The following is a 22,015-nucleotide window of genomic DNA, read 5'->3' on the forward strand; positions in this document are numbered from 1 at the left end:
GCGTCCTCCCCTCACACGTCCAGAAGCGGGCGGTGTTTGATATGCCGCGCGAAGACCTGCATGAACTGCGGATCGACGCGCGCACCCCATACGGCCAGCGAGTGGCCGACGATCCAGAGCACCACGCCGGGAATCCACAGTTGCAGGCCCAGCCCGACGGCGGCGGCTAGCGTGCCGTTGGCAATCGCCACGGTGCGCGGCGCACCGCCCAGCAGGATCGGCTCGGTCAGCGAGCGATGCAGCGGCACTTCAAAGCCCGGAAGATCGGTGGCCTTACTCATACGACGGCCCCTCCGGAGAAGCTGAAGAACGACAGGAAGAACGAGGACGCGGCGAACGCGATGGACAGGCCGAACACGATCTGGATCAGCTTGCGAAAGCCGCCGCTGGTATCACCGAACGCCAGCGCAAGCCCCGTCGAGATGATGATGATCACCGCCACGATCCGGGCGACTGGCCCTTGGATGGATTCGAGGATGGAGGTCAGCGGCCCTTCCCACGGCATCGAGGAACCGGCGGCCTGCGCCGTGCCCGCCAGCAACAGCATCAGCGCGGCCAGCAGCAGCCCTTGCCCTGCGGGACGGGCCAGGTGGCGCAGCCGCGCCATGCTGGACAGGCGAGAAATAGGATTTACGGAAAGACGGAAAGCATCAACGTGCGTCATGGCAGTTCTCCAGGTTGGTCAGGGGTCGAGGAAGGCGCAGCGGCAGCGGCTGCAAGAGGAACCGGCGGCAGCTCGGGAAACGGCGTTTCCAGCGCATCTGTCAGGCGATAGCCCGCACCGTCGAAGCCGACGACACGGGAGATGGTTTCGACGTGACGTTTGCGGCCACGGCCTGCGATGTGAATCACCACGTTGACCGCCTCGGCGATCAGGGCGCGGGGCGGATTCACTGCCACTTCGAGGATCAGTTGCTCCAGACGCAGCAGTGCGCCCAAGGCGGAGCCGGCATGGATGGTGGCAATGCCGCCGGGGTGGCCGGTGCCCCAGACCTTCACCAAGTCCAGGGCTTCGCCGCCACGCACTTCGCCGACGATCACGCGGTCAGGCCGCAGGCGCATCGTGGCCCGCACCAGCTCGGTCATTGTGACGACGCCGGCGCGGGTGCGCAGCGGCACATGGTCGCGGGCCGCGCATTGCAGCTCGATGGTGTCTTCGAGCACCAGCACGCGGTCGCCTGTGGCGGCGATCTCGGCCAGCAGCGCGTTCGCCAGCGTGGTCTTGCCGGTGCTGGTGCCGCCGGCGATCAGGATGTTCTGCCGCTCGCGCACGGCGCGGCGCAGGAACTCGGCCTGCCCGGCGGTCAGGATGCCGTCGGCCACGTAGCGATCCAGGCCGATGATGCTCACGGCCCGCTTGCGTAGCGCGAAGGCTGGCCCCGGGGCGGCCGGAGGCAGGATGCCCTCGAAACGCTCGCCGGTTTCCGGCAACTCGGCGGTCAAGAGCGGCTGGCCGCGATGCACCTCCGCGCCGACATGCGCGGCGACCAGGCGGATGATGCGTTCACCATCGGCCTCGGGCATCTCCACGCCCAGCGGCGAGCGACCCGACGACAGCCGATCCACCCACAGGGTGCGATCGGGGTTGAGCATGATTTCCACAACATCCGGATCTTCGAGCGCAGCGGCGATCAGCGGCCCCATCGCCGTGCGCAGCATCTGGATGCGGCGATCCTGGGACGCCGCGGCGGATGAGCGAGATTCAGGCGGAATCTGCGGAACGGCACTCATGACGCACGCTCTGCAGCTCGCTCATCGGCGGACGCCATCGCTGCTGCGTCATCCATCCGCATCGGATCGGGGTGCAGTTCCTCCACCACGTCGCGCACCAGACTGCGGCCACGCAGCAGGTGGCGACCCAACTGCTCGACGAACTGCTCGAAGCGCGCTTTGCCCTGGGCGCGGGCCGCGTCCTTGTGGGCTTCTGGCACCGGCGTGCTGATGGTCAAGAAATAGCGGATGAACAGCGCCAGCGTTTCGATCTGGATGTTCTGGTCGCGCTCCATGCGTTCGGTCTGCCGCGACAGTCGATCCAGCCGCTTGGCAATGGCGGCCTCACGCTGGTCGCCCGCATCGGGTGACAGCCAGGACGCCAAGGCCGCTGCGACGATGGAGGACTTGGACACGCCTTTCTTGGCGGCAAGTTCATCCAGGCGCTTGGCGTGCTCGGGCTGGATGAAAAGATTGAGGCGGTATTGGCTCATAGGTCGATTCCGTCGTTGGGGTCGAGAGAAGCCAGCCGGGCCGTGCGCTGCATGGCCGGGTCGAGCTGGCCGGGAAGCGGGAGCGCCAGGTCGTCGTCATCGAGCAGCTCCAGGTCGTTCGCACACGCGTCCAACTCGGGCTCGTAGGCGACGGTTTCGGAGAGTTCGAGCTGGCGGCGCGGGCCGCCGTCATCGGTGCCGCCCGGACCATCGGCGGATACCGAGGTCGGCGCCGTAGGTACGGCCGGGATCGCCAAGCCGCTCCAGTCGTCGGGGCGGGCTGGCGGCGCGTCGGCGTACCTCCCGACTGCGAGCACGGGCGGTGGCAGGACGCGATCCTTGAAATTGGCGTCGACGTAGTAACGCAGCTTCTTCGCGCGGATCGGGGCAACGCTGGACACCATGACTACGGCGTCCTCAGGTGGAAGCTGCATCACCTCGCCGGGCGTCAGCAGCGGACGTGCAGTTTCCTGACGCGACACCATCAGGTGCCCCAGCCACGGAGCGAGGCGGTGGCCCGCGTAGTTGCGCTGCGCGCGAAGCTCGGTGGCGGTGCCGAGGGTTTCGGAAATCCTTTTCGCCGTCCTTTCGTCGTTGGTGGCGAAAGTCACCCGGACATGGCAGTTGTCGAGGATGGAATGGTTCTGCCCATACGCCTTGTCGATCTGGTTCAGGCTTTGAGCGATGAGAAAGCTGCGGATGCCGTAGCCGGCCATGAAGGCAAGCGCGGACTCGAAAAAATCGAGGCGACCCAGCGCCGGAAACTCGTCCAGCATCAGCAGCAGCTTGTGCCGGCGCGCGATGCCATCGCTGCCGTCGAGCGATTCGGTCAGCCGCCGCCCGATCTGGTTCAAGATGAGCCGGATCAGCGGCTTGGTGCGGCTTATGTCGGAGGGCGGCACCACCAGATAGAGCGATACCGGGTGCTCGGCGGAAATCAGGTCGGCGATGCGCCAATCGCAGCGCGATGTGACTTCGGCCACGGTCGGGTCGCGGTACAGGCCGAGAAACGACATGGCGGTGGAGAGCACGCCCGATCGCTCGTTGTCCGACTTGTTGAGCACTTCGCGGGCAGCGGATGCGACAACCGGGTGAGGCGCATCGCCCAGGTGCTTCGTCGTCATCATCCGGTGCAGCGTCAGCTCGAACGGACACGCCGGGTCGCTGAGGAAGTTGGCGACGCCGCGCAGCGTCTTGTCCTCGCCTGCGTACAGAACATGCAAGATTGCACCGACCAGTAGCGCGTGGCTGGTCTTCTCCCAATGATTGCGCTTCTCTAACGCACCTTCAGGGTCAACCAGAATGTCGGCGATGTTCTGCACGTCGCGCACTTCATGTGCGCCGCGCCGGACTTCAAGCAGCGGGTTGTAGGCGGCCGACTGCCTATCGGTGGGGTTGAAAAGCAGGCAGTGCGAAAAGCGCGAACGCCAGCCCGCCGTGATCTTCCAGTTCTCTCCCTTAATGTCGTGAATGACGGCGGACGCCGGCCACGAAAGCAACGTAGGCACCACCAAGCCCACGCCCTTGCCCGAGCGCGTGGGTGCGAAGCTCAGGACATGTTCCGGCCCCTCATGTCGGAGGTATTGGTCGTCGTGTTGGCCGAGGAAGACGCCCGCCGGGAGGGTCAGTCCAGCTTTGCGGATGTCGACGGCATCGGCCCAGCGTGCCGAACCATAAGTCGTAACCAGCCGCGACTGCCGAGAACGCCATACCGACATGGCGATGGCGACGAGTAAAGCGAACAAACCGCTACCACCCGCAATCGCACCGCCTGTGTCGAAGACGTGCGGCGCGTAGGCATCAAAGAAGAACCACCATTCGAACAAGCGCCACGGGTGATAAACCGGTACACCTAGAAGATCGAACCAGGGCGATCCGAGGCGTACTTGATAGCCAAGGGTCGCTGCTGTCCATTGTGTGGCGCCCCAGACGCCGGCGATCACGATGCCGATTACCACAGCGATCTGGCCGAACAGAACGTTCGTCCCTTGCATGACCTGTCCTCCGATTTCTCCTGCGCTGGTGTCTCATTGAAAGCGTTGCACAGGGGGTGTCGCAGGCGTCAGGATCGGTTCTGGGCTAGTGCCGGTCAAAGACCGTTCGCAGCACAATGGTCGAGGGAAAAGAAAGAATGAGCGCGGTGGCGAGTCAAAGAAAAGCGCCGCAAGCGAAAGCGCACTGCGGCGCATACAGAGTTCCAAGCAAGTTACCCAAAAAAAGCCGTCAATGGGCCTTGCTTCCACTCATAGGCAATATTTAGATATCATGAAAAACGATGATATTTAAGATTGGAATAAAAATGAAAAATATCAAGAGTATGGATCTCAACTTGCTCAAGGCGCTGGACGCATTGTTAGACGAACGCAATGTGACACGGGCGGCGGCCCGTCTGGGACTAACCCAGCCGGCCTTGAGTGGCATGCTGACGCGGTTGCGCGAGAGCTTCGGTGACCCGCTTTTCGCGCGCTCGCAGCGGGGTATCGTTCCAACGCAGCGGGCGCTGGATCTAGGGATGCCTGTCAAGCAGGTGCTCGCCGAAATCGACGCGCTGCTCCAGCCACCTTCCTTCAATCCGGCCACCGCACAACTGACCTTCTCCATCGCCGCGACGGACTATGCGCTGCGTGCCGTTGCTGTCCCATTTCTATCGGCACTTAAACGGCACGCACCGCGTGTACGAGTCTCATTAGTGCCAGTCGAGAGCGGGCAGCTACAGAACCAGCTTGAGCGCGGTCAGATCGATTTAGCCCTCCTGACGCCAGAGATCACTCCGCCAAATCTGCATGCCCGAGAGCTGTTCAAGGAACACTATGTGTGTGTCCTGCGGGAAGACCATCCTGCGGCTATGGGGCGCAAGCTGACCGTTAAACAGTTCTGTGCTCTCGACCATGCGCTTGTTTCCTACGATGGTGGAGGTTTCCGCGGCGTCACCGACGATGCGCTAGAACAGTTGGGCAAACGACGCAGCGTCACACTGTCGGTCAAGAGCTTTCTGATCTTGCCAGACATCCTGCGTGCCAGTGACATGGTTGCGATCTTGCCGAGCCGCTTGGTCGCCGGTATGGACAAGCTGGCTATCTCCCTGCCGCCGGTGAAGATACCGGGGTTCACCAAGACGGCTGCTTGGCACGAACGCACCCATCACGATCCAGCACATCGCTGGATACGAGCACTGCTGTTCACTTCCTGTGCTAACAACAAGTAGGCAAGATCGCTCCTATCGTCATGCTCAGCACAACTCTACCTCGCACTACAAATAAGCAATCAGTCGGCTCAATTGGAGACGCGCCCTTTCGTAGCGCCGCTGCGAGATAGCCTAGTCGGTGGATGGCAGAACCTAGGCCTTGATATCATATTTTATGATATCAAAAATAGAAACTTAGGATTTCACTTATTGCAGATGGAGGCTCATGATTTGCTCCATGACCACTTGAATGACGCAGCCACCCCTGTTGCGTCATCGACATTTTGTGAAGGAGCTTCGATATGAGCAAGCAACAGAACGCCATCCTCTGGCCCGAAGGCTACACGCCGGGCTTTACTGAGAATTTCGCCTCCAATGAGATCATCGCCGCCGGCTTGAGCGCGGCCGACGTATGGCCTCTACTCGTCACACCATCGCTGTGGCCAAGCTACTACGCCAACTCGGCTAACGTGTGCTTTCATGACGGCAAAGGCCCGGTACTGGCCGACGGCGATCGGTTTTACTTCGAGACCTTCGGCTTCCCGGTAGAGGGGCAGTGCAACGAATACGTGCCACCTGCGGATGGGCAACCCGGCCGCGTGGCCTGGCACGGCTGGTCCGGCGAGGAAGGCACAGATACGCGCCTGGATGTGCATCACGCCTGGCTGGTTGAGAACCTGGACGGCAGGCGCGTGCGCATCCTCACGCAGGAAACTCAGAAGGGCAAACCGGCCGAGGAGCTGCACAACGCCAAACCCAACCCGATGATCAACGGCCATCAGGACTGGCTCGACAGCTTGGTCGATGCAGCGCGCAAAGCCAAGCAGGCGTAGTGGTCTCCGGCCGCTTGATCCCAAGCGTCTGAACGGAGAAAACCATGATGAGAACTCCCCTCAGGATTCTGCTGGTCCTGACTTCGCAGGCAACGATGGGCGACGAACTGCTCAACCGCGAATGGTTCCGCAGTCGGACCGAAGCGAAGGTGCTGATCGAACGTTGGCGACAGTTCTACAACGAGCAGCGGCCGCATAGCGCGCATGCTTACAAACCGCCGGCGACGATCCGGCGCAACTGGATCCAATCCGATAGCATCCCCTCCGAACTCACTGCCTGACTGGCTACAAAGTTCGTACTCAGGTCACCTTGGCGCAGGCACTGAAGGTGGAGCCACCCGGAATGGGTGCTCCCACCGCCTTACGCGCACTGGCTCGAACTCTCCCGAGGCGCCGGCAAGCTCGTCACATAGCGACTAGAGAGAGGAGGTGACCGTACGAGTTCCCAGCGCCCGATCCACTCTGGGAGCTGGGTCGCCTAGCGACTACGCTACCAATGGAGCTAGCGATCAACTCGATAACTTGAGCGTGATAACGCCCAGGATGATCAACGCCACGCCAAGGTATCGCATCAGGGAGGTTGGGTCGCCATAGAAATGAATTCCGACTAAGAAAGTTCCCGCCGCTCCGATACCCGTCCACACCGCATAAGCAGTCCCAATCGGTATCTGACGCTGAGCAAGCCATAGGAAGGCGCCGCTAATTGTCATGAAAGAGACGGCTACTGCGACCCCACTCCAACGCGATGTTGGCTCTTGCGCCATTTTCAGCCCGACCGGCCATCCGATTTCAAACAATCCAGCCAAAACAAGATAGATCCAACCCATTGCGATTCTCCTTCAAATTTTTCATATCCGGCATACATACTCCGGCATGACCACCAGCTTAGAACTTCGGCGGCTCTTTAGGCGTGGTGTGGGGCACATCGCCATCTTCGTAAAAGCGCTTTCGCGTAGCCTCGGCAACCCGGTTACATAGTTGGTCGCCCAGCATTGGTCGATCCAACTTGCATTGCTTGCGCAACTCTTTCAGACGCTCAGGATTGAGCGCTAATTCATCGACTGTCGGAAGGTTGGCTTTATCTGGTTTCCCAGATGGGCTGCAGGCTGCCAATGTCGAGGAAAGCAATATGAGAGCAATCTTCTTCATGGTTAATTTTCTTTGGGAGATTGTGTGATGGTTTACCGCCGACCTTTGGCATCTGGAGATTTGATCGAATGAACGCGTTCCATGAAGCGAGTCAGCATTTCTGACGGCTCGCTGGCCGGCCGTAGTAGATAGGTCGTGAGCATTGGCGAACGTCCAGTCAGCGGCCGTGCGACCACCCCCTGTTCCCTGCTGGCTGTGATATGCGCGCCTCCTGTGAGGCCTAGTGCAAGTCCCGCCGAAACCAGGACCATCATTAGATCGCTGGAAGTCACGCGTTCGGCAATCAGTGGCTCTATGTCCACGCGACGTAGCACCCGTTCAACTTGCCGAGCATGGCCCTCACACGCCACCGCGTCGCAGAGCACCAGCGGATACCGCAACAGCTCTTCTAGGGGAATCTGTTTGTGGGATAGCAAGGGGTGCCGTGCGGGCACAGCTACCATCAGAGGGTCACTCCACACCGGCACGGCGATGATGCCTTCGCCGACTTCATCCGATTGAGCGAAGCCGAGATCGTACAGTTCGCCACACAATCCCTTGATTTGCTGTGCCAAAGGCACCTCGAAGAAGCGAACTTCCACTTCCGGCTCTTCCTGCCGGCAGAGCGCCAACAACGCAGGCAGGCGCGATGGCGTGATTCCATCAGACAATGCAATACGGAGCTGGCAATGAAAGCCATTGGCTGCGGCGTTCACACTGTCGCGCGCCTGCTGCAAAGCTGCGAAGACACGCGGCACGCTCTCAAAGAAGAGCCTGCCCGCACGAGTCAAGCGGGTGCTCCGAGTGGTTCTCGCAAATAGCGCTACGCCCAACTCTTCCTCAAGTTCCTTGATGGCGCGCGACAGCGGCGATGTCTCTATGTGGAGGCGCTCTGCGGCTCGGGCAAAGTGCAGCTCCTCTGCCACCGCCAGAAAGTAGCGCAGGTGTCGAATTTCCATGTTCGCATTCCTCATCACTCAGGCCTCACCACCTTCGCCTTGCGTCACGCTATTTAGCTAGCCTTCGCAAGCTGCTCCAGCATGTTTCTGCGATCAAACAGGAGAGCCGGATAATGCTTTTGCCAGGACGCCCCATTGCATGGCTGTCTCGGCCCGCGTGCGGATCAGCGAAGCCTGCGCTGACAGCACCCCGGCCTCAGCCTCGGCCACCACCGTGGCGTCCACTTGTCCCGCCTCGAACAGACGTCGGCTGCGATCGAGCTGACGCTCCGCGACTGCGACACCCTCGGCCTGATGCTCCAGTGCTGCGTGCTGCGTATGCCAACCGAGATATGCGTTCTCTACGTCCTGCAAAGCACTCAACAAAGTGCGCTCGAACTCCGCACGGGCAGCTCGGCTGCGCGCCTCTCCGGTCTCGATGCCGGCACGGATCGCGCCACCATCGAAGATCGGCAACGACACCCCGGCCCCAAGTGAAAAAATGTTTCCAGTGATGCGGGTTCCCACACTCTCTACGCGCTGCCGTCCGCCGCTCAGGTCCAACACCAGCCTGGGGAAGCGTTCGCCTTCGGCTGCGTTCCAGCGCGCGGTTTCGGCGGCGAACTTCGCTTCGGCGGCGCGCACGTCGGGCCGCTCACTCAGCAGGTCCGCAGGTATGCGTGTCGGTGTCCAGTCCGGGACGGCGAGCGACGCAAGAGTTGGGGAAGCTGCAGGCGCTCCGGGCGTTTGTCCCACTAGTACATCGAGTGCATGCGTCGCCTCGCCGCGCGCACGCCGCAGTTGCTCTTGCTCCACGCGCAGTGCGACGACGCCGGCGCGGGTACGCTCGATGTCGAAGCCGGTAGCTTGTCCGGCCTCGAACTTCCGTTGCATCAGCAAGACGAGTCGTTCTGCGGATGCCAGCCGCGCCGCGGCTAGCGCTTCGAGCTCACTGGCTTGGCGCTGCTGCACAGCCGCCGACACTGTTTCAAACGCGACCTGCCACCGCGTGGCAACCCACGCTTGTTCGGCTGCCACCGCATCCAGGCGCGCACCTTCTGCTGCCTGCGAAAGCCGTCCCGACAGGTCTGCCTCCCACGATGCGGACAACGTGGCGCGGCCATCATTGCCGATTGCAACGTTCTCTGAATAGTCGCGTCCTCGAGTTGCCTGCGTGCCCGCGGACAACGAGGGGAGCAGGGAGGCCCGTGCTCGCCGCGTGGCGGCCGATGCCTCGTCCACGCGCGCTCGCGCAATCGTCAGTTCGGTATTGCGCTCCAGCGCCGCCCGGACCAAGGCATTGAGGTGCGGATCGCCGTAGGCCGTCCACCAATCGACGGGAAGAGTACGGCGGGACGATTTGTCCAAGATGCCTTCACCTCCCTCTTCATTTGAGAAATGGGCCGGTACATCCAGGCGAGGTGGATCGGCAGAGTGCGGGGCATGGCTGCAGGCCGCAAGAAGCAGTAGCGGAGAAATCATGGCAATGAGGCGATAGCGTTCAAGAATTTGAGACATGGCAGCTCCTTGCGCTCCGAAAAAGTCTTGACGGACTGTTGTATGGCTTCTACTATACCGTCTGGACTGTATATGACTCAAGCTTTTTTGGAGCACGACCATGCCGCCCCGCGCGAAAACAAAGTTGCCCCCCCCGTCCACTGCCCATAGCAGCGCCGATGCGCAGCCCGGCCTCCAGCAAGGAGCCCAGCGAACTCGCGACCGCATCCTGCAGGCCGCCCGCGAACTGGTGCTGGAGGAAGGTGCCAGTCGCTTGACACTGGACGCCGTCGTTGTGCGGGCCGGGTTGAGCAAAGGGGCGTTTCTCTATCACTTCAAGACCAAACGCGATTTGTTCGTGACACTGATCGACGAGATGATCCGGGCGTTCGACGCGGTACAAGCCAATCACGAGCGCAGGTTTGCCGGAGATCCGGACCCCTGGCTGTCGAGCCAGGTGGAAGCGATGCCCGACGACGAGATGCAGAAGATGGGCGCAGCGCTGCTCGCGGCAGCTGCGGAAGATCCAACACTTCTCGACCCACTGCGCGAGTGGTACCGCGTGCAGTACGAACGCGTGCGTCGATCCCCGCGTGGCACCGAGACCGCGGCACTCATCATGCTGGCATTGGATGGCGCCCTGTTCGCCGATCTTCTGGGTTTGCCAATACTCGCACCCGCAGAGCGGCGGCATTTCTTTCGGGCGCTCCAGGATCTCGCCTCGGGCCATCTCGAACTTGTCCCGGCAAAAGGACGCACATGAGTCGCGTCCGTAGCGGTGTCATGACCGCGTGCGCACCGCGCTCCTTGGCGGTTGCTTGCACACTATCCATTTCGACTCTGCTCTCAGGGTGCGGAAACTCGCAATCCACCGTATCCGAGCCTCCGCGCGCAGTGAAGCTCGCCGCCGCGCAGTCGGATCTCCCGCATAGCTCTCGCATCGAATTGACTGGCTCGGCGCGAGCAACCGAGCGCAGCATCCTAGGATTTGAAACAGGAGGACGGATCGCCAAGTTGAACGTCGACGTGGGTGAACGGTTCTCCCGCGGCCAAGTCCTGGCAGAACTTGATGCGCAACCTGACCGGCTTCGCGTGACACAAGCGCAAGCATCCCTGGCGGCCGCCGAAGCCGGCCTGATGGATCGACGTGTACAGACAGATCAACAGCGCCGGTTGCTCGAAAGCGAAGTCATCTCCCCTGCTGCGTTCGAGAGCGCGAAGGCGCAGCTAGCGGTCGCAGAGGGTCAAGCGCGCACTGCCAAGGCGGCGCTTGGCCTGGCCGAACGAGCACAACGTGGCACGATGATCGTCGCTCCTTTCGATGGTGTCGTGGCGGAAAAGCTGGCTTTGGCGTTCACCGACATTGCTGCTGGTGCGCCGGTATTTCAGGTCGACGGCGTGCGCAGTGGCACTGAGATCATCGCGAACGCGTCTACTACACAGGCACCTCACATAGATGTCGGCCAACGCGCAGAACTGAGCTGGAGCGGAGCCGAACAACCAATCCGAGCGGTGGTACGTCGTGTCGGTCTGCGCGCCGAAAATGGCTCGCTCCTACCCGTGGTGCTAGTGCCTGAAGATAACGCGCAAGCGCGCGCACTTCGGCCAGGTATTCCCGTACAGGTCGTGCTCGACGCACCTGCGGCAACCTCCAAGACCTCTCGGCCCGAGACTGTATCCATACCTTATGCCTCGCTGGTGCTCGGCACGAAGCCGGGCGAGGCTTCCGTCTTCGTCTACACCCCTGAAGATAAGAAGGTGCACCGTCGCGCGGTGCGCTTCACGCCGGTACAGGAAGGAGACAGCGCGCGCGTCCTCGCTGGACTCAAGCCCGGCGAGACGGTGGTTGCCGCCGGAGGAGGATGGCTCACCGATGGACAGCCAGTGACACCACTGGAAGCCACCACTCAATTGACCAAGCGCTAACGCGATCCACCAGGTTACTTCATCATGAAGATCACCGAGATGGCGCTGCGCGCCAGTCGACTTACCTACTTTGTAGCGCTCATCATTTTCGTCGCCGGCATCGCGACCTTCCTGAATTTTCCTTCTCAGGAGGAGCCGACTGTCACGGTCCGCGATGCGATGGTCACGGCGTTGAACCCGGGGCTGCCCGCCGAACGCGTTGAGCAACTCATTGCCCGGCCGATCGAGGAGCGCTTGCGCGAACTGGCAGAGGTCAAGCGCGTGACGAGCACCGTGCGCGCAGGCAGCGCCATGATCCAGGTCACGATCTGGGACCGCTACACCGACTTGGCACCGATCTGGCAGCGCGTCCGGGCCAAGGTCGCCGATTCGAAGGATGCCTTACCACAGAGCACGATGGGGCCTTTCGTCGACGAAGACTTCGGCCGCGTCGCGGTTGCCTCGATTGCGGTCACTGCACCAGGTTACTCCATGAGCGAGATGCGCGTCGCGCTCAAGCAGATGCGCGACCGCCTGTACACCGTGCCTGGTATTGAGCGCATCACTTTCTACGGCCTGCAGGAAGAGCGCGTCTATCTCGAATTCGATCGGCCTAGGCTCGCGCGATTGGAGCTGACACCACAGGGGGTGATCGACCAACTCGTCAAACAGAACGTCGTCGCTTCGGGTGGACAAATTGTTGTCGGCGGCATCAATGCAACCTTGGCGGTCAGTGGCGAAGTGCGTGACGCTCCCTCCCTGCGAGCAATGCCGATCACGCTGCCACGACCGCAAAGTAGTACGGCGCCCGTGCCGACGATCGCATTGGGTGAACTGGCGCAGGTGAGTGTGCGGCCAGCCGATCCGCCGGAATCTGCTGCCATCTACAAAGGCCAGCCCGCTGTCGTCATGGCGGTTTCGATGGCCTCCGGTCAGAACGTGGAGCAGTTCGGAAAAGCGCTCAAAGCACGGGTTGCAGACCAGGAGAAGCTGCTGCCGGCGGGTTTCGATCTGTCATACGTCACTTTCCAGGCCGATGTCGTCAAGCACGAGATGGGCAAAATGAACCACGTCATGATGGAGACGATCATCGTCGTCCTCGGTGTCGTCGTGCTATTTCTCGGTTGGCGCACCGGGATCATCGTGGGCATGATCGTGCCGTTGACGATCCTCAGTGCACTCATCGTCATGCGCGCGATGAACATCGAGCTTCAGAACGTCTCGATGGGCGCCATCATCATTGCGCTCGGCTTGTTGGTGGACAACGGCATTGTGATTGCCGAAGACATCGAACGCCGCCTGGCCGGTGGCGAAGATCGTAAGCATGCCTGCCTCGAGGCGGGCCGCACGCTCGCCATTCCGCTGCTCACGTCCTCGCTCGTGATCGTGATCGTGTTCTCGCCGTTCTTTTTTGGCCAGAACGCCACGAGCGAGTATCTGCACAATCTCGTGGTCGTGCTGGCACTGACGTTGTTCGCTTCGTGGCTGCTGTGCCTGACTGTCACGCCCCTATTGTGCTACCACTTCGCCAAACCCCATCACAAGCAGGAGCAGGGCGACGCCTATGACACCCGCTTCTACCGTGGCTACCGGCGCGTACTGGAGTGGGTGCTCCACCATAAGGCGGTCTATGTAGCGTCGATGATCGCGGCGCTTGCCATTGCGCTGTATGGCTTCACCACCCTGCCGTACGATTTCATGCCCAAGTCCGACCGGCTTCAGTTCCAGATTCCGGTGCAGCTCGCCCCCGGTACCGACTCGCGCGAAACGCTCGCCCGCGTGAAGCAGATCAGTGGTTGGCTGGGCGACACGAACATCAATCCAGAAGTCTCCGATCACATCGGCTACGTCGCCGATGGTGGCCCGCGCTTCATCCTTAGCCTGAATCCACCACTGCCGGCATCGAACATCGCGTACTTCGTTGTCACATTGAAGCCGAAGAGCGACATCGACGCCGTCCTCGCCCGCACCCGCAGCTACTTTGCGCAAGCACATGGCGACGTGCGCGCCGAGCCCAAGCGTTTCTCGCTCGGTGCGACCGAGTCAGGGACTGCCATTTATCGCGTCAGCGGTCCGGATGAGGAGGTATTGTTGGGGGCCGCGTCCAAAATCGAAGCAGCGCTGCGCAAGCTGCCCGGCACCATCAACGTCAAGAACGATTGGGATACGCGCGTTGGCCGCATCGACGTACGGGTCGACCAGGACCGCGCGCGTCGGGCGGGCGTGACGACTGAAGACATCGCTGGCGGGCTGGATGTCCGCTACAGCGGCAGATCGATCTCGGTTATTCGCGACGGTGACACCTCCGTCCCGATCGTCCTGCGCAGTATCGTAAGCGAGCGTCGCAGCACGGCAGACGTAGGCGCGACGCTCATCTATCCCACCAACGGCGGTCCAGCGGTGACGCTGGCTCAGGTCGCAGACGTATCGCTCGCGAGCGAGCCCTCGGTCATCCAACGGCGCAATCTCATCCGCACGATCACCGTGCAAGGACAGAACACCTCTTACACCGCCCAGGAGATCATCAACCGCCTGGCGCCTAGCGTCGCTGCCCTGGACCTGCCCGCGGGCTACTCGGTTGAACTTGGCGGCGAGATCGAGGAAGCCGCCGAATCGAACGCCGCGCTGTCGACCTACATGCCCCTCGCATTTCTGGCGATGCTGATGCTGTTCGTATGGCAGTTCAATTCTTTCCGCAAGCTCGGTGTGATCCTCGCGACGATCCCTTTCACGCTTATCGGCGTGGTATTGGCTCTGAAGCTGACCGGCACACCTTTCAGCTTCATGGCGACCTTCGGCGTACTGGCCCTGTTCGGGATCATTGTCAACAACGCCGTGCTCTTGCTGGAACGCATCGACCAGGGGCTAGCGGAAGGCCTGCCACGCCATGAAGCCTTGGTTGGGGCCGCGATACAACGGCTTCGTCCAATCGTGATGACCAAGGTCACCTGCATTTCGGGACTGGTGCCACTCATGCTCTTCTCCGGACCATTATGGAAAGGGATGGCGATCGCGATGATCGGTGGGCTGGCACTCGGAACGCTGGTGACGTTGGGCTTGATTCCGCTGCTTTACGAAGTCCTGTTTGGAATCAAGCGAATTGGGCCGTGGAACCTGAGTGTCGCCACCGCGCATGGAGATCGCTCATGAGTCTCTTGCGAGCCGCCGCGTGCTGCGCATTCTCAGAATTCGTATGCACCCACGCTTCATGCGTATGTCTCGCTAGGCTTATGCGATTCAGCACCCATCCGCTGATCTGGAAATCCTGGTCGATTGTCATTGCCGCAGGGGTTCTAGGAGCGGGCTATCCACTGGGCCTGCGGGCCATCACGGCGGGCGGTCCGATGCGCTGGGTCGGCCTCTGTGTGGCAGTGACGTGCATGGCGGCCAGCGGCGCACTTTTGTGGTTCGCGCTCAAGCGGATTCCGATCAGCGCGGCCTCTGCAGCCTGGGCAGGAATCGGGCTACTTGGAAACTTGGGCGTCGGCGCCCTCCTACTAGGCGATGTCGCATCGGTAACGCGCTGGTCTGGCACCGCCCTCATCGCAGCAGGCATTGCCTGTCTTAGTTTCGTTTGATCAAGGAGACCCATTATGAAGAGCAAAACTGCATTGATCCGCGGCGGCATCTTTTTTTGCGTAGCAGGCGCGCTCTCTGGATGCGCGACCAACAGCATGACGCGCTCCGGATTTCTCGGCGACTACGAGAAGTTATCGCCGACACGATACGAGAACGTACTGATGTACCGCGCAGCGGGATTCGAGCCCAAGCGTTATGCCGCTGTCGTGGTGGAAGAAGCGCAGATCAAGACCGCCTCGGGTCGCATCGATGGGCTCGATGACGCGCAGCAGCGCGAAGTGCTAGACCATGTGACGAGCGAACTGAAACGCCAGGAAGGCAAAAGTCCCGCCCCCCCAGGTGGCGCGGGACAGGTTCGGGTGCGTGTAGCGGTCACCGAACTGCAGACACCGAATCGGGCAGTCAATGCAATGACGACCCTGCTGGTTGGACCCGTGACGACGGGTGGTGCCAGCCTAGAGTTCGAAGCAGTCGATTTAAGGACGGGACGCCGGGTTGCTGCCGCCAGTTGCTTCGAGCGCGGCAACGTCATTAAAGAGTTCGCCGGTTCGTACACATTGCTGGGTCATGCCAAAGCGGCGATCACGAACTGCATCGAGCGCATCGACAGCGCTTGGCGGGACACGCAGCCATGAGCAACGCTTCACAGGCTTGGCTCCGGCAGGATGCCATGGTCGGCGGTGATCACAAATGGCTGGCGGGTGGCGACTGGACGATAGAGCACTACGCCAGTCTGGCAAAATCCGTGTCCGCCGCCCGCATCAGTCATGCCGAGGGGTACGCCACTCCCTTACTCGACTGGACGCAAGTCCAGAGACTGGACACCGCCGGCGCGGCTCTGCTGGTGGAAATTCTCGGGCCAGACTCGATACTCGACCGGCCGGAGGCAGCTCCAAATCTGTCCTCGGATCGCCTCGCCCTAATGAGAGCGCTGGCCGCCGCTGCTACCGATCAGCAGAAGACGGAGAAAGCAGCGGTGAGCGGGAATCCTCTGCTCCGCGGTCTGGGACGCATAGGCCTGACCTTGGAACAGGGCTGTCGTGCGTGTCTTGGTCTGGCCGGGTTCGTGGGCCAGATCATCGAAACATGGAGCCGTACCGTTCGTCACCCGCGTCGCTGGCGCGCGACCTCGGTGATCGCTCAAATCCAGCGATCAGCGGTGGACGCCATTCCCATCGTGGCGCTACTGAGCTTCATGGTAGGAATGGTGGTGGCGTTCCTGGGAGCAACGGTGCTGGCCAACTTCGGTGCGAGCATCTTCTCGGTGCATCTGGTCGCCTTCTCGTTCATGCGCGAGTTCGGAGTGCTGCTCCCGGCCATATTGATTGCAGGCCGTACCGCAAGCGCGTACACCGCCCAAATCGGTTCGATGAAGGCAAATGAAGAGATCGATGCGCTTCGCTCCAACGCGCTCGACCCCATCGAGTTACTGGTGCTGCCACGCGTGCTGGCGCTTCTTGTGTCCTTGCCACTGCTCACCTTAGTAGGCATCTTGGCTGGCATTGCGGGCGGCGCCACCGTATGCGCACTGAGCTTGGAAATTCCTCCCGCACAGTTCCTTGCCATCGTGCAGGAAAAAATCGAGGTGCGCCATTTTCTTGTCGGAATGAGCAAGTCCCCGCTCTTCGCGGTGATGATCGCCGCTATCGGCTGCCATGAAGGGTTCAAGGTCGCCGGTAGCGCTGAGTCGGTAGGCGACCACACGACGTCTAGTGTCGTGCAATCAATCTTCATGGTGATCCTGATAGACGCCATCGCTGCACTGTTCTTCATGGAGATGGGCTGGTGAGCGCGGTGAAGCAAGACACCGACAACGGTGTGCGACACGCTATTGAAGTGCGCGGCCTGGACAACAGGTTTGGAACCCAGCAGGTCCATCAGGACCTAGACCTGGACGTGCGGCGCGGGGAAATCCTTGGCGTGGTGGGAGGGTCAGGCACCGGGAAATCCGTGCTCTTGCGTAGCGTCGTCGGGCTGCAGAAGCCGCATTCGGGCGTGGTCCGTATCGGGGGGCGCGACCTACTGCGAGCCCAATGGCTTGCGCGCGCGCGTATGGAGCGAAGGTTCGGCATTCTGTTCCAGAAGGGCGCGTTGTATTCATCGCTGACCGTCTTGGAGAACGTCGCTCTTCCTTTGATCGAGCATGTCGGTCTGGCGCGGCCTCTTGCCGAGCGTTTGGCAAGAAGCAAGCTGGGCTTGGTGGGGTTGCCTGCCGGAGCGGGAGACAAGTATCCGGCCTCGTTGTCCGGAGGCATGGTGAAACGAGCAGCACTGGCGAGAGCCTTGGCGCTTGATGCGAACATCCTGTTTCTTGACGAACCCACCGCAGGACTGGATCCAATCGGGGCTGCATCTTTCGACCAATTGATTCTGACCCTGCGCAATGCACTGGGCCTCACGGTGTTTCTGGTAACCCACGACCTCGATACGCTGTACACCATATGCGACCGTGTCGCGGTCCTGGCGAACCAGAAGGTACTCATCAACGACGGCATCGAGGCAGTCGAGCGCTTCAAGCACCCGTGGATACAGGAATACTTTCACGGCCCCCGTGGCCGTGCGGCCGCACAGGCCACTGGTGCTTCCAGCCAAGAGACGCAGCCATGAAACCCCTCCGCATCTGCATCATTCTTCCGTCGCGCACGCATTGGGCTGGGCGCACGCAATATTTAAACTCTGAGAACGAGGTGGTCTGATCATGGAACCACGTGCCCATCATGTATTCATTGGTCTGTTCGTCGTGCTGCTCGGTGCGATTGGTATTGGCTTCGCGCTTTGGCTCAGCGACACACGTTCCGACCACGATTACCAGTATTACCGGATTATGTTCGATGAGCCAGTGACCGGGCTTACGCCCGGCAGCCAGGTTCAGTACAGCGGAATCACGATTGGCGAAGTCGTTGCACTTTCTCTTTCACCGCGAGACCCAAGGCGGGCGATAGCGCGCGTACGCATCAATGCCACCATCCCGGTCCGGCAGGATACCCGCGCTGAATTGGTCATCACGGGAATTACCGGCAACGCGGTGATCGAGTTGAGCGACGGTGGGCCAAACGTGCCATTGCTGGATCGGAGAGAGGACGAGGAACCGTTGATCCTCGCACCACGTTCGGCGATGGCATCCCTGGTCTCCGGTGAGGGGAACAGCATGACGACACTCAACGGCATCTTGCTGCGCACGCAGGAGTTACTGTCGAAGGAGAATTTGGCTCTTGTGCACCGCAGTCTGGTGAATCTTGAACAGACCACGGGCGCGGTCGCTGACCAGAGGGCCGAGATCGCGACGTTAATCAGCAATCTGACCGAAGCAAGCAGAGAATCGACAGCTGCCGTGCGCCAAGCAAATAGCACTCTTCGCGATGCCAACCTGCTACTAAATAACGATGGTAAGCAAATCATGGTGAACACGCGTGATGCAACGGCATCCCTCGAACGCGCCGCTTTCAGGGTTGAGACGCTACTGCAAAACAATCAGGAATCGCTGAACCAGGGCTTGGCCGCCACAGGTCCTGCCATGCACGAACTCCAGCAGGCGCTGGCCAATCTAAACACCGTGCTGCGCCGACTGGATCGCAATCCGGCGCAATACCTGCTCGGTGGAGAGAACATTGAGGAAACCAAGCCGTGAACACTTCCGCCAGGATGATTCCCGTCGCTGCCGTGACTATGACGCTAGTACTCGGCTTGTCCGCGTGCAGTGTGCTTCCCAAAGCAGCTCCAATGGTCACCTACAAATTGCCCGACTATCACATCGCCCAGGCGGAGAGTACGCCGCGCGCCGTTCCGGGACCCGGGGCGCTGCGCGTCTACGCCCCTGAGAGTAGTCGCGTCCTGGATTCGGAGCGGCTGTTCATTGCGCAGCCCGATGGTCGCTTGTCGGCTTGGCAAGGAGTGCGTTGGGCCGACCCCGCACCGGTGCTGCTGCGTGACCGAATCGTCGAAGCCTTCATGCGCGATGGGCGGTCGACTTCCGTGATTACCGATAGCACCCCAATGAGCGCCGATATGGAGTTGCGCAGTACGCTGCGGGCGTTCCAGCTCGAATACCGCGGCACTGAAGCGATCGCCGCGGTTCGGCTCGATGTGCAACTGGTCGATCCGGCCAAACGGACTGCTATTGCCAGTAGACGCTTCGAAGCAATCCAAGCCACAGGCAGCAAGCGAGAGGCCGATGTGGTGAGCGCGTTCGGTGTCGCCACGGATATATTGGCCGGGCAGATCGTTGAATGGGCAGTTCAGGTCGGGGCAGCGCGTTTGCGAGTTGCACCGGAATTGGCAAGCAACCATGCACCCACAGCGTCGTCGATAAGCACAGACTAGTCGTCTTAACGGAGCACAGAAGCTAGGGCCAAAACGCTGCTCGACACCTTAACTCGGTACGACAGCCTACGGCCCCGATCCAATCCCAGGACCTCTTTGCCGTCCAACCTCCCATGACACACCGCCGCCGCGTACAGTCGCGGCGATCTGCTGCCCCAGTCGTGGCTCGATTATCGGCCGCCAAGGCACCAGACTGAATCCCATGCCGTCATCGAGCAGCGCATAGCGACCGCTGGCGAGCATGACCGAGCGCCGGTAGATGCCGGCTACGCGCTGCCCGTCTGTGACGTGCCGATGCTCCAATCCGCTATCGGCGGCAATGTGCTGGGCGGCCTGCGCCAGCTCCCGATTGCGCAGCGTTTCCAGCAGATTCCGGGAGAGAATCAGCCGCTGCCCGCGCCGCTGGGCCAGCCCCTGTTCTTCGAGGAAGTCGGCGCGCTGCTGCAAGGCTTGCCTAGCATCGCCGCCAAAGCCCAGGTCGCCCAGTCCCTTGCCGCCGCCGATCAACTGCTGATCCAGCCAGGTCGCGCCGATGACGCGGGCCTGCCGTTCAATCGGCAGATGCGATTTCAGTTCGACCGCCACGCCGCCCAGCCGCTGCGCGTCGTACTGGCGGCCACGCTCGGCCAAGTCGTCCGGCACCTTCCATAACCCCTCGGCCACGCGCTCCACGATGCCGGCCCGCCGTAGGGCTTCCAGCCGGCGGATATGGGCCGCCACAGCCTCTTGCGGGTCGCGGCCGGGCTTGGCTCGGCCTTGCTCGATCGCCAGGTGGTGATCGGTGCGGTACAGGCCATTGCTCGCCAGCGTGGCGATGTTCTTGTCGGCCGCCCGCACCTCGGCGGAACCGCGTACCTCCACCACCGCGCCGATGGGATAGTTCGCCAGCTCGTCGCGGGCGTCCAACGCGACGTAGTGGGCTTTGCCGTCCAACCCGTCGATGACCAGATAGCCGCGGTCGTGCAGCTCGTCGGCCAGACCCTTAGCAGCCACGCGACCGACGATAGTGCGGCCGTCGTCGCCCGGCTCGAACACCGCCAGCTCGCGAGGCTTGCCGCTCATGGCCCGCTGCATCGTTCGGATGATGTCGCCACGCTCGCCCAGGGCACGCAAGGTCTTCTCCGCGTCCGCATGGACGGCCCAGGTGCCGGGCTGCACCTCGTCGGCCAGGCCCAGGCGCTGCAAGTGTTGCAGGCGGCCGATCAGCAGCAGGCGCTGGCGTTGCAGCCGGGGTTCGTTGAAGCGTTCGATCTGCACCCGGCCATCCTCGCCGGCCTCGCGCTGCAACGTGCGGTCGAGGCTCGTCCACCGCTCTTGCTCCACCTCGCGCTGCAAGGTCTGCTGGATCTCCAGTTCGGTGCGCGGCCCCAGCCATTCCGTCGCCAGCTCGGCGGCGCGATGGCGGAAGCCGTGGGCGATGTAGTCGCCCGCGATGATGAGGTCTTTGCCGGTATCGTCGCGTCCGCGCACGATCAGGTGCGTGTGCGGGTTGTCGGTGTTCCAGTGATCGACCGCCACCCAATCCAGCCGCGTCCCCAGGTCGGCCTCCATCCGGTTCATCAGGTGCCGGGTGTAGGTGCGCAGGTCGTCCAGCTCCGCACTGTCTTCAGGTGAGACGATGAAGCGGAAATGATGTCGGTCGTCCTGGCAGCGTTCCTTGAAGGCATCGAGGTCGGCTTCGTCGGTCTGCGGCCCGTAGGCACGGCCCGGCTCGCCGTTCCGGCCGGCACCGTCGCGCTCGATGTAGCGCAGGTGCTTGGCGAGCGACTGCGGACTGGCGTTGCGCTGGTTGACCAGCAGCGTCTTGATGGTCACGCGCCGTGACATAGGGGTCAGCTTTGCGCCTGCGAAGCGCGCCGCCGTATGGCCGCGTCCAAGCCGTGAGCCGGGCCGCTGGCCGGCGTGCTGGCCGCTCCCGCCAGCGGTAGGACGGCGCACCGCCGACTTGCCGCCGCTGGCCTTGCCAGCCTGCTTGAGCACCTTGGAAACGAAGCTCTGGCCCTGGCCTTTGCCTCGGTTCTTCGGCGCGCCAGGGCGCACCCAGAAATCATGGTCGCCGCGGTCGGTCATGGCTGTGCTCCCTGCAAGCTCCGGCGTGTCCGAGCGTGCGAAGCACGCGGACATGCCTGCATCGGCGCGTGCCTCGCGCCCCACGCGGCACGGCGGCGAAGCCGCGCCGTGCCGCGCCACCCCCACGTGCAGACTGGCTTTGCGGGCGGCAGAGTGCCGAACCCTTTTGTCTTGCCTTCCGCCTTTGCCCCTCGCTCCCGCTCCGGGCATCGGCGGCCCGGCGGCGCTGCTGCACGAGCAGCCAGCCCGCCGGCGAACACGCCAATGGCCGCAGGCCAGGCGCGTTCGAGGCAAGACGCCTGCACGTTGGGCGGCTGCGCCGAAGGCAGCGCGAAGTGCGGTGCGAATGCACCCGCA

21 protein-coding genes and 1 pseudogene are annotated in these 22,015 nt (G+C 62.0%); 12 read left to right on the forward strand and 10 right to left on the reverse strand.

What is annotated here, in order from left to right; translation table 11 throughout:
- Positions 1 to 11: 11 nt before the first annotated feature.
- The 5 genes from DFS13_RS02950 to DFS13_RS02970 are packed head-to-tail and all read right to left on the reverse strand — an operon-like array spanning position 12 to position 4,198.
- Positions 12 to 281: a VirB3 family type IV secretion system protein gene (locus tag DFS13_RS02950; RefSeq protein ID WP_003092280.1), complete on the reverse strand. Its 270-nt coding sequence runs from the start codon at positions 279 to 281 to the stop codon at positions 12 to 14.
- Positions 278 to 664, reverse strand: a complete 387-nt coding sequence (locus tag DFS13_RS02955) for a TrbC/VirB2 family protein (protein ID WP_000150010.1) — start codon at positions 662 to 664, stop codon at positions 278 to 280. The genes DFS13_RS02950 and DFS13_RS02955 overlap by 4 nt, the downstream gene beginning before the upstream one ends.
- Positions 661 to 1,731 (reverse strand): P-type conjugative transfer ATPase TrbB, encoded by a 1,071-nt coding sequence (trbB, locus tag DFS13_RS02960; RefSeq protein WP_023093367.1) that lies wholly within the window; start codon positions 1,729 to 1,731, stop codon positions 661 to 663. Before trbB ends, DFS13_RS02955 begins: the two co-directional genes overlap by 4 nt.
- Positions 1,728 to 2,204: a ribbon-helix-helix protein, CopG family gene (locus DFS13_RS02965; protein WP_000085131.1), complete on the reverse strand. Its 477-nt coding sequence runs from the start codon at positions 2,202 to 2,204 to the stop codon at positions 1,728 to 1,730. Before DFS13_RS02965 ends, trbB begins: the two co-directional genes overlap by 4 nt.
- The gene (locus tag DFS13_RS02970; RefSeq protein WP_001163195.1) at positions 2,201 to 4,198 is read right to left on the reverse strand and encodes a conjugal transfer protein TraG; all 1,998 of its coding nucleotides are present in this window, start codon (positions 4,196 to 4,198) and stop codon (positions 2,201 to 2,203) included. Before DFS13_RS02970 ends, DFS13_RS02965 begins: the two co-directional genes overlap by 4 nt.
- 305 nt (positions 4,199 to 4,503) lie before the next feature.
- On the opposite strand from DFS13_RS02970, the gene DFS13_RS02975 reads away from it, so the two are divergent.
- The 3 genes and pseudogenes from DFS13_RS02975 to DFS13_RS02985 all read left to right on the forward strand — a co-directional run.
- The gene (locus DFS13_RS02975; protein WP_023093368.1) at positions 4,504 to 5,409 is read left to right on the forward strand and encodes a LysR family transcriptional regulator; all 906 of its coding nucleotides are present in this window, start codon (positions 4,504 to 4,506) and stop codon (positions 5,407 to 5,409) included.
- Positions 5,410 to 5,690: 281 nt separating this feature from the next.
- Positions 5,691 to 6,221 (forward strand): SRPBCC domain-containing protein, encoded by a 531-nt coding sequence (locus DFS13_RS02980; protein ID WP_111441353.1) that lies wholly within the window; start codon positions 5,691 to 5,693, stop codon positions 6,219 to 6,221.
- Between the two features lie 101 nt (positions 6,222 to 6,322).
- Positions 6,323 to 6,502, forward strand: a pseudogene (locus DFS13_RS02985) (integrase core domain-containing protein); the annotation flags it as partial.
- Positions 6,503 to 6,730: 228 nt separating this feature from the next.
- On the opposite strand, the gene DFS13_RS02990 reads toward DFS13_RS02985, so the two are convergent.
- From DFS13_RS02990 to DFS13_RS03005, 4 genes are all read right to left on the reverse strand, one after another.
- Positions 6,731 to 7,048, reverse strand: a complete 318-nt coding sequence (locus tag DFS13_RS02990) for a multidrug efflux SMR transporter (protein WP_000539741.1) — start codon at positions 7,046 to 7,048, stop codon at positions 6,731 to 6,733.
- Positions 7,049 to 7,106: 58 nt separating this feature from the next.
- Positions 7,107 to 7,370: an EexN family lipoprotein gene (locus tag DFS13_RS02995; RefSeq protein ID WP_000717310.1), complete on the reverse strand. Its 264-nt coding sequence runs from the start codon at positions 7,368 to 7,370 to the stop codon at positions 7,107 to 7,109.
- A 32-nt stretch (positions 7,371 to 7,402) separates the two neighbouring features.
- Entirely contained in the window at positions 7,403 to 8,308 is a 906-nt protein-coding gene (locus tag DFS13_RS03000) for a LysR family transcriptional regulator (RefSeq protein ID WP_000405670.1), read from the reverse strand.
- Positions 8,309 to 8,401: 93 nt separating this feature from the next.
- A complete protein-coding gene (locus DFS13_RS03005) occupies positions 8,402 to 9,805 on the reverse strand; it encodes an efflux transporter outer membrane subunit (protein WP_000078291.1) in 1,404 nt (467 codons plus the stop codon).
- A 100-nt stretch (positions 9,806 to 9,905) separates the two neighbouring features.
- On the opposite strand from DFS13_RS03005, the gene DFS13_RS03010 reads away from it, so the two are divergent.
- The 9 genes from DFS13_RS03010 (at position 9,906) to DFS13_RS03050 (ending at position 19,588) form a co-directional block, all read left to right on the forward strand.
- Positions 9,906 to 10,547 (forward strand): TetR/AcrR family transcriptional regulator, encoded by a 642-nt coding sequence (locus tag DFS13_RS03010; protein WP_023093369.1) that lies wholly within the window; start codon positions 9,906 to 9,908, stop codon positions 10,545 to 10,547.
- A 131-nt stretch (positions 10,548 to 10,678) separates the two neighbouring features.
- On the forward strand, positions 10,679 to 11,710 hold the full coding sequence (locus DFS13_RS03015; protein WP_225984323.1) for an efflux RND transporter periplasmic adaptor subunit: 1,032 nt from the start codon (positions 10,679 to 10,681) through the stop codon (positions 11,708 to 11,710).
- A gap of 24 nt (positions 11,711 to 11,734) precedes the next feature.
- Positions 11,735 to 14,839: an efflux RND transporter permease subunit gene (locus DFS13_RS03020; RefSeq protein WP_111441354.1), complete on the forward strand. Its 3,105-nt coding sequence runs from the start codon at positions 11,735 to 11,737 to the stop codon at positions 14,837 to 14,839.
- Between the two features lie 80 nt (positions 14,840 to 14,919).
- Positions 14,920 to 15,267: a multidrug efflux SMR transporter gene (locus DFS13_RS03025; protein ID WP_038421338.1), complete on the forward strand. Its 348-nt coding sequence runs from the start codon at positions 14,920 to 14,922 to the stop codon at positions 15,265 to 15,267.
- A gap of 15 nt (positions 15,268 to 15,282) precedes the next feature.
- Positions 15,283 to 15,903, forward strand: coding sequence for a DUF3313 family protein (locus tag DFS13_RS03030; RefSeq protein WP_000837791.1), 621 nt, complete (start codon positions 15,283 to 15,285; stop codon positions 15,901 to 15,903).
- The gene (locus DFS13_RS03035) at positions 15,900 to 17,057 is read left to right on the forward strand and encodes an ABC transporter permease (protein ID WP_000063629.1); all 1,158 of its coding nucleotides are present in this window, start codon (positions 15,900 to 15,902) and stop codon (positions 17,055 to 17,057) included. Before DFS13_RS03030 ends, DFS13_RS03035 begins: the two co-directional genes overlap by 4 nt.
- A complete protein-coding gene (locus tag DFS13_RS03040) occupies positions 17,054 to 17,875 on the forward strand; it encodes an ABC transporter ATP-binding protein (RefSeq protein WP_023093371.1) in 822 nt (273 codons plus the stop codon). Before DFS13_RS03035 ends, DFS13_RS03040 begins: the two co-directional genes overlap by 4 nt.
- A 91-nt stretch (positions 17,876 to 17,966) precedes the next feature.
- Positions 17,967 to 18,896: an MlaD family protein gene (locus tag DFS13_RS03045; protein WP_000433686.1), complete on the forward strand. Its 930-nt coding sequence runs from the start codon at positions 17,967 to 17,969 to the stop codon at positions 18,894 to 18,896.
- Between the two features lie 92 nt (positions 18,897 to 18,988).
- Positions 18,989 to 19,588 carry an ABC-type transport auxiliary lipoprotein family protein gene (locus DFS13_RS03050; protein ID WP_003124411.1) on the forward strand — a complete coding sequence of 200 codons (600 nt, stop codon included), beginning with the start codon at positions 18,989 to 18,991 and terminating at the stop codon, positions 19,586 to 19,588.
- Between the two features lie 66 nt (positions 19,589 to 19,654).
- Here DFS13_RS03050 and DFS13_RS03055 read toward each other — a convergent pair whose 3' ends face one another.
- The gene (locus DFS13_RS03055; protein WP_000132148.1) at positions 19,655 to 21,658 is read right to left on the reverse strand and encodes a relaxase/mobilization nuclease and DUF3363 domain-containing protein; all 2,004 of its coding nucleotides are present in this window, start codon (positions 21,656 to 21,658) and stop codon (positions 19,655 to 19,657) included.
- Positions 21,659 to 22,015 lie beyond the last annotated feature (357 nt).

It is taken from the genome of Burkholderia sp. 28_3, assembly GCF_003253915.1.
GTDB classification, from domain to species: domain Bacteria; phylum Pseudomonadota; class Gammaproteobacteria; order Burkholderiales; family Burkholderiaceae; genus Burkholderia; species Burkholderia cenocepacia.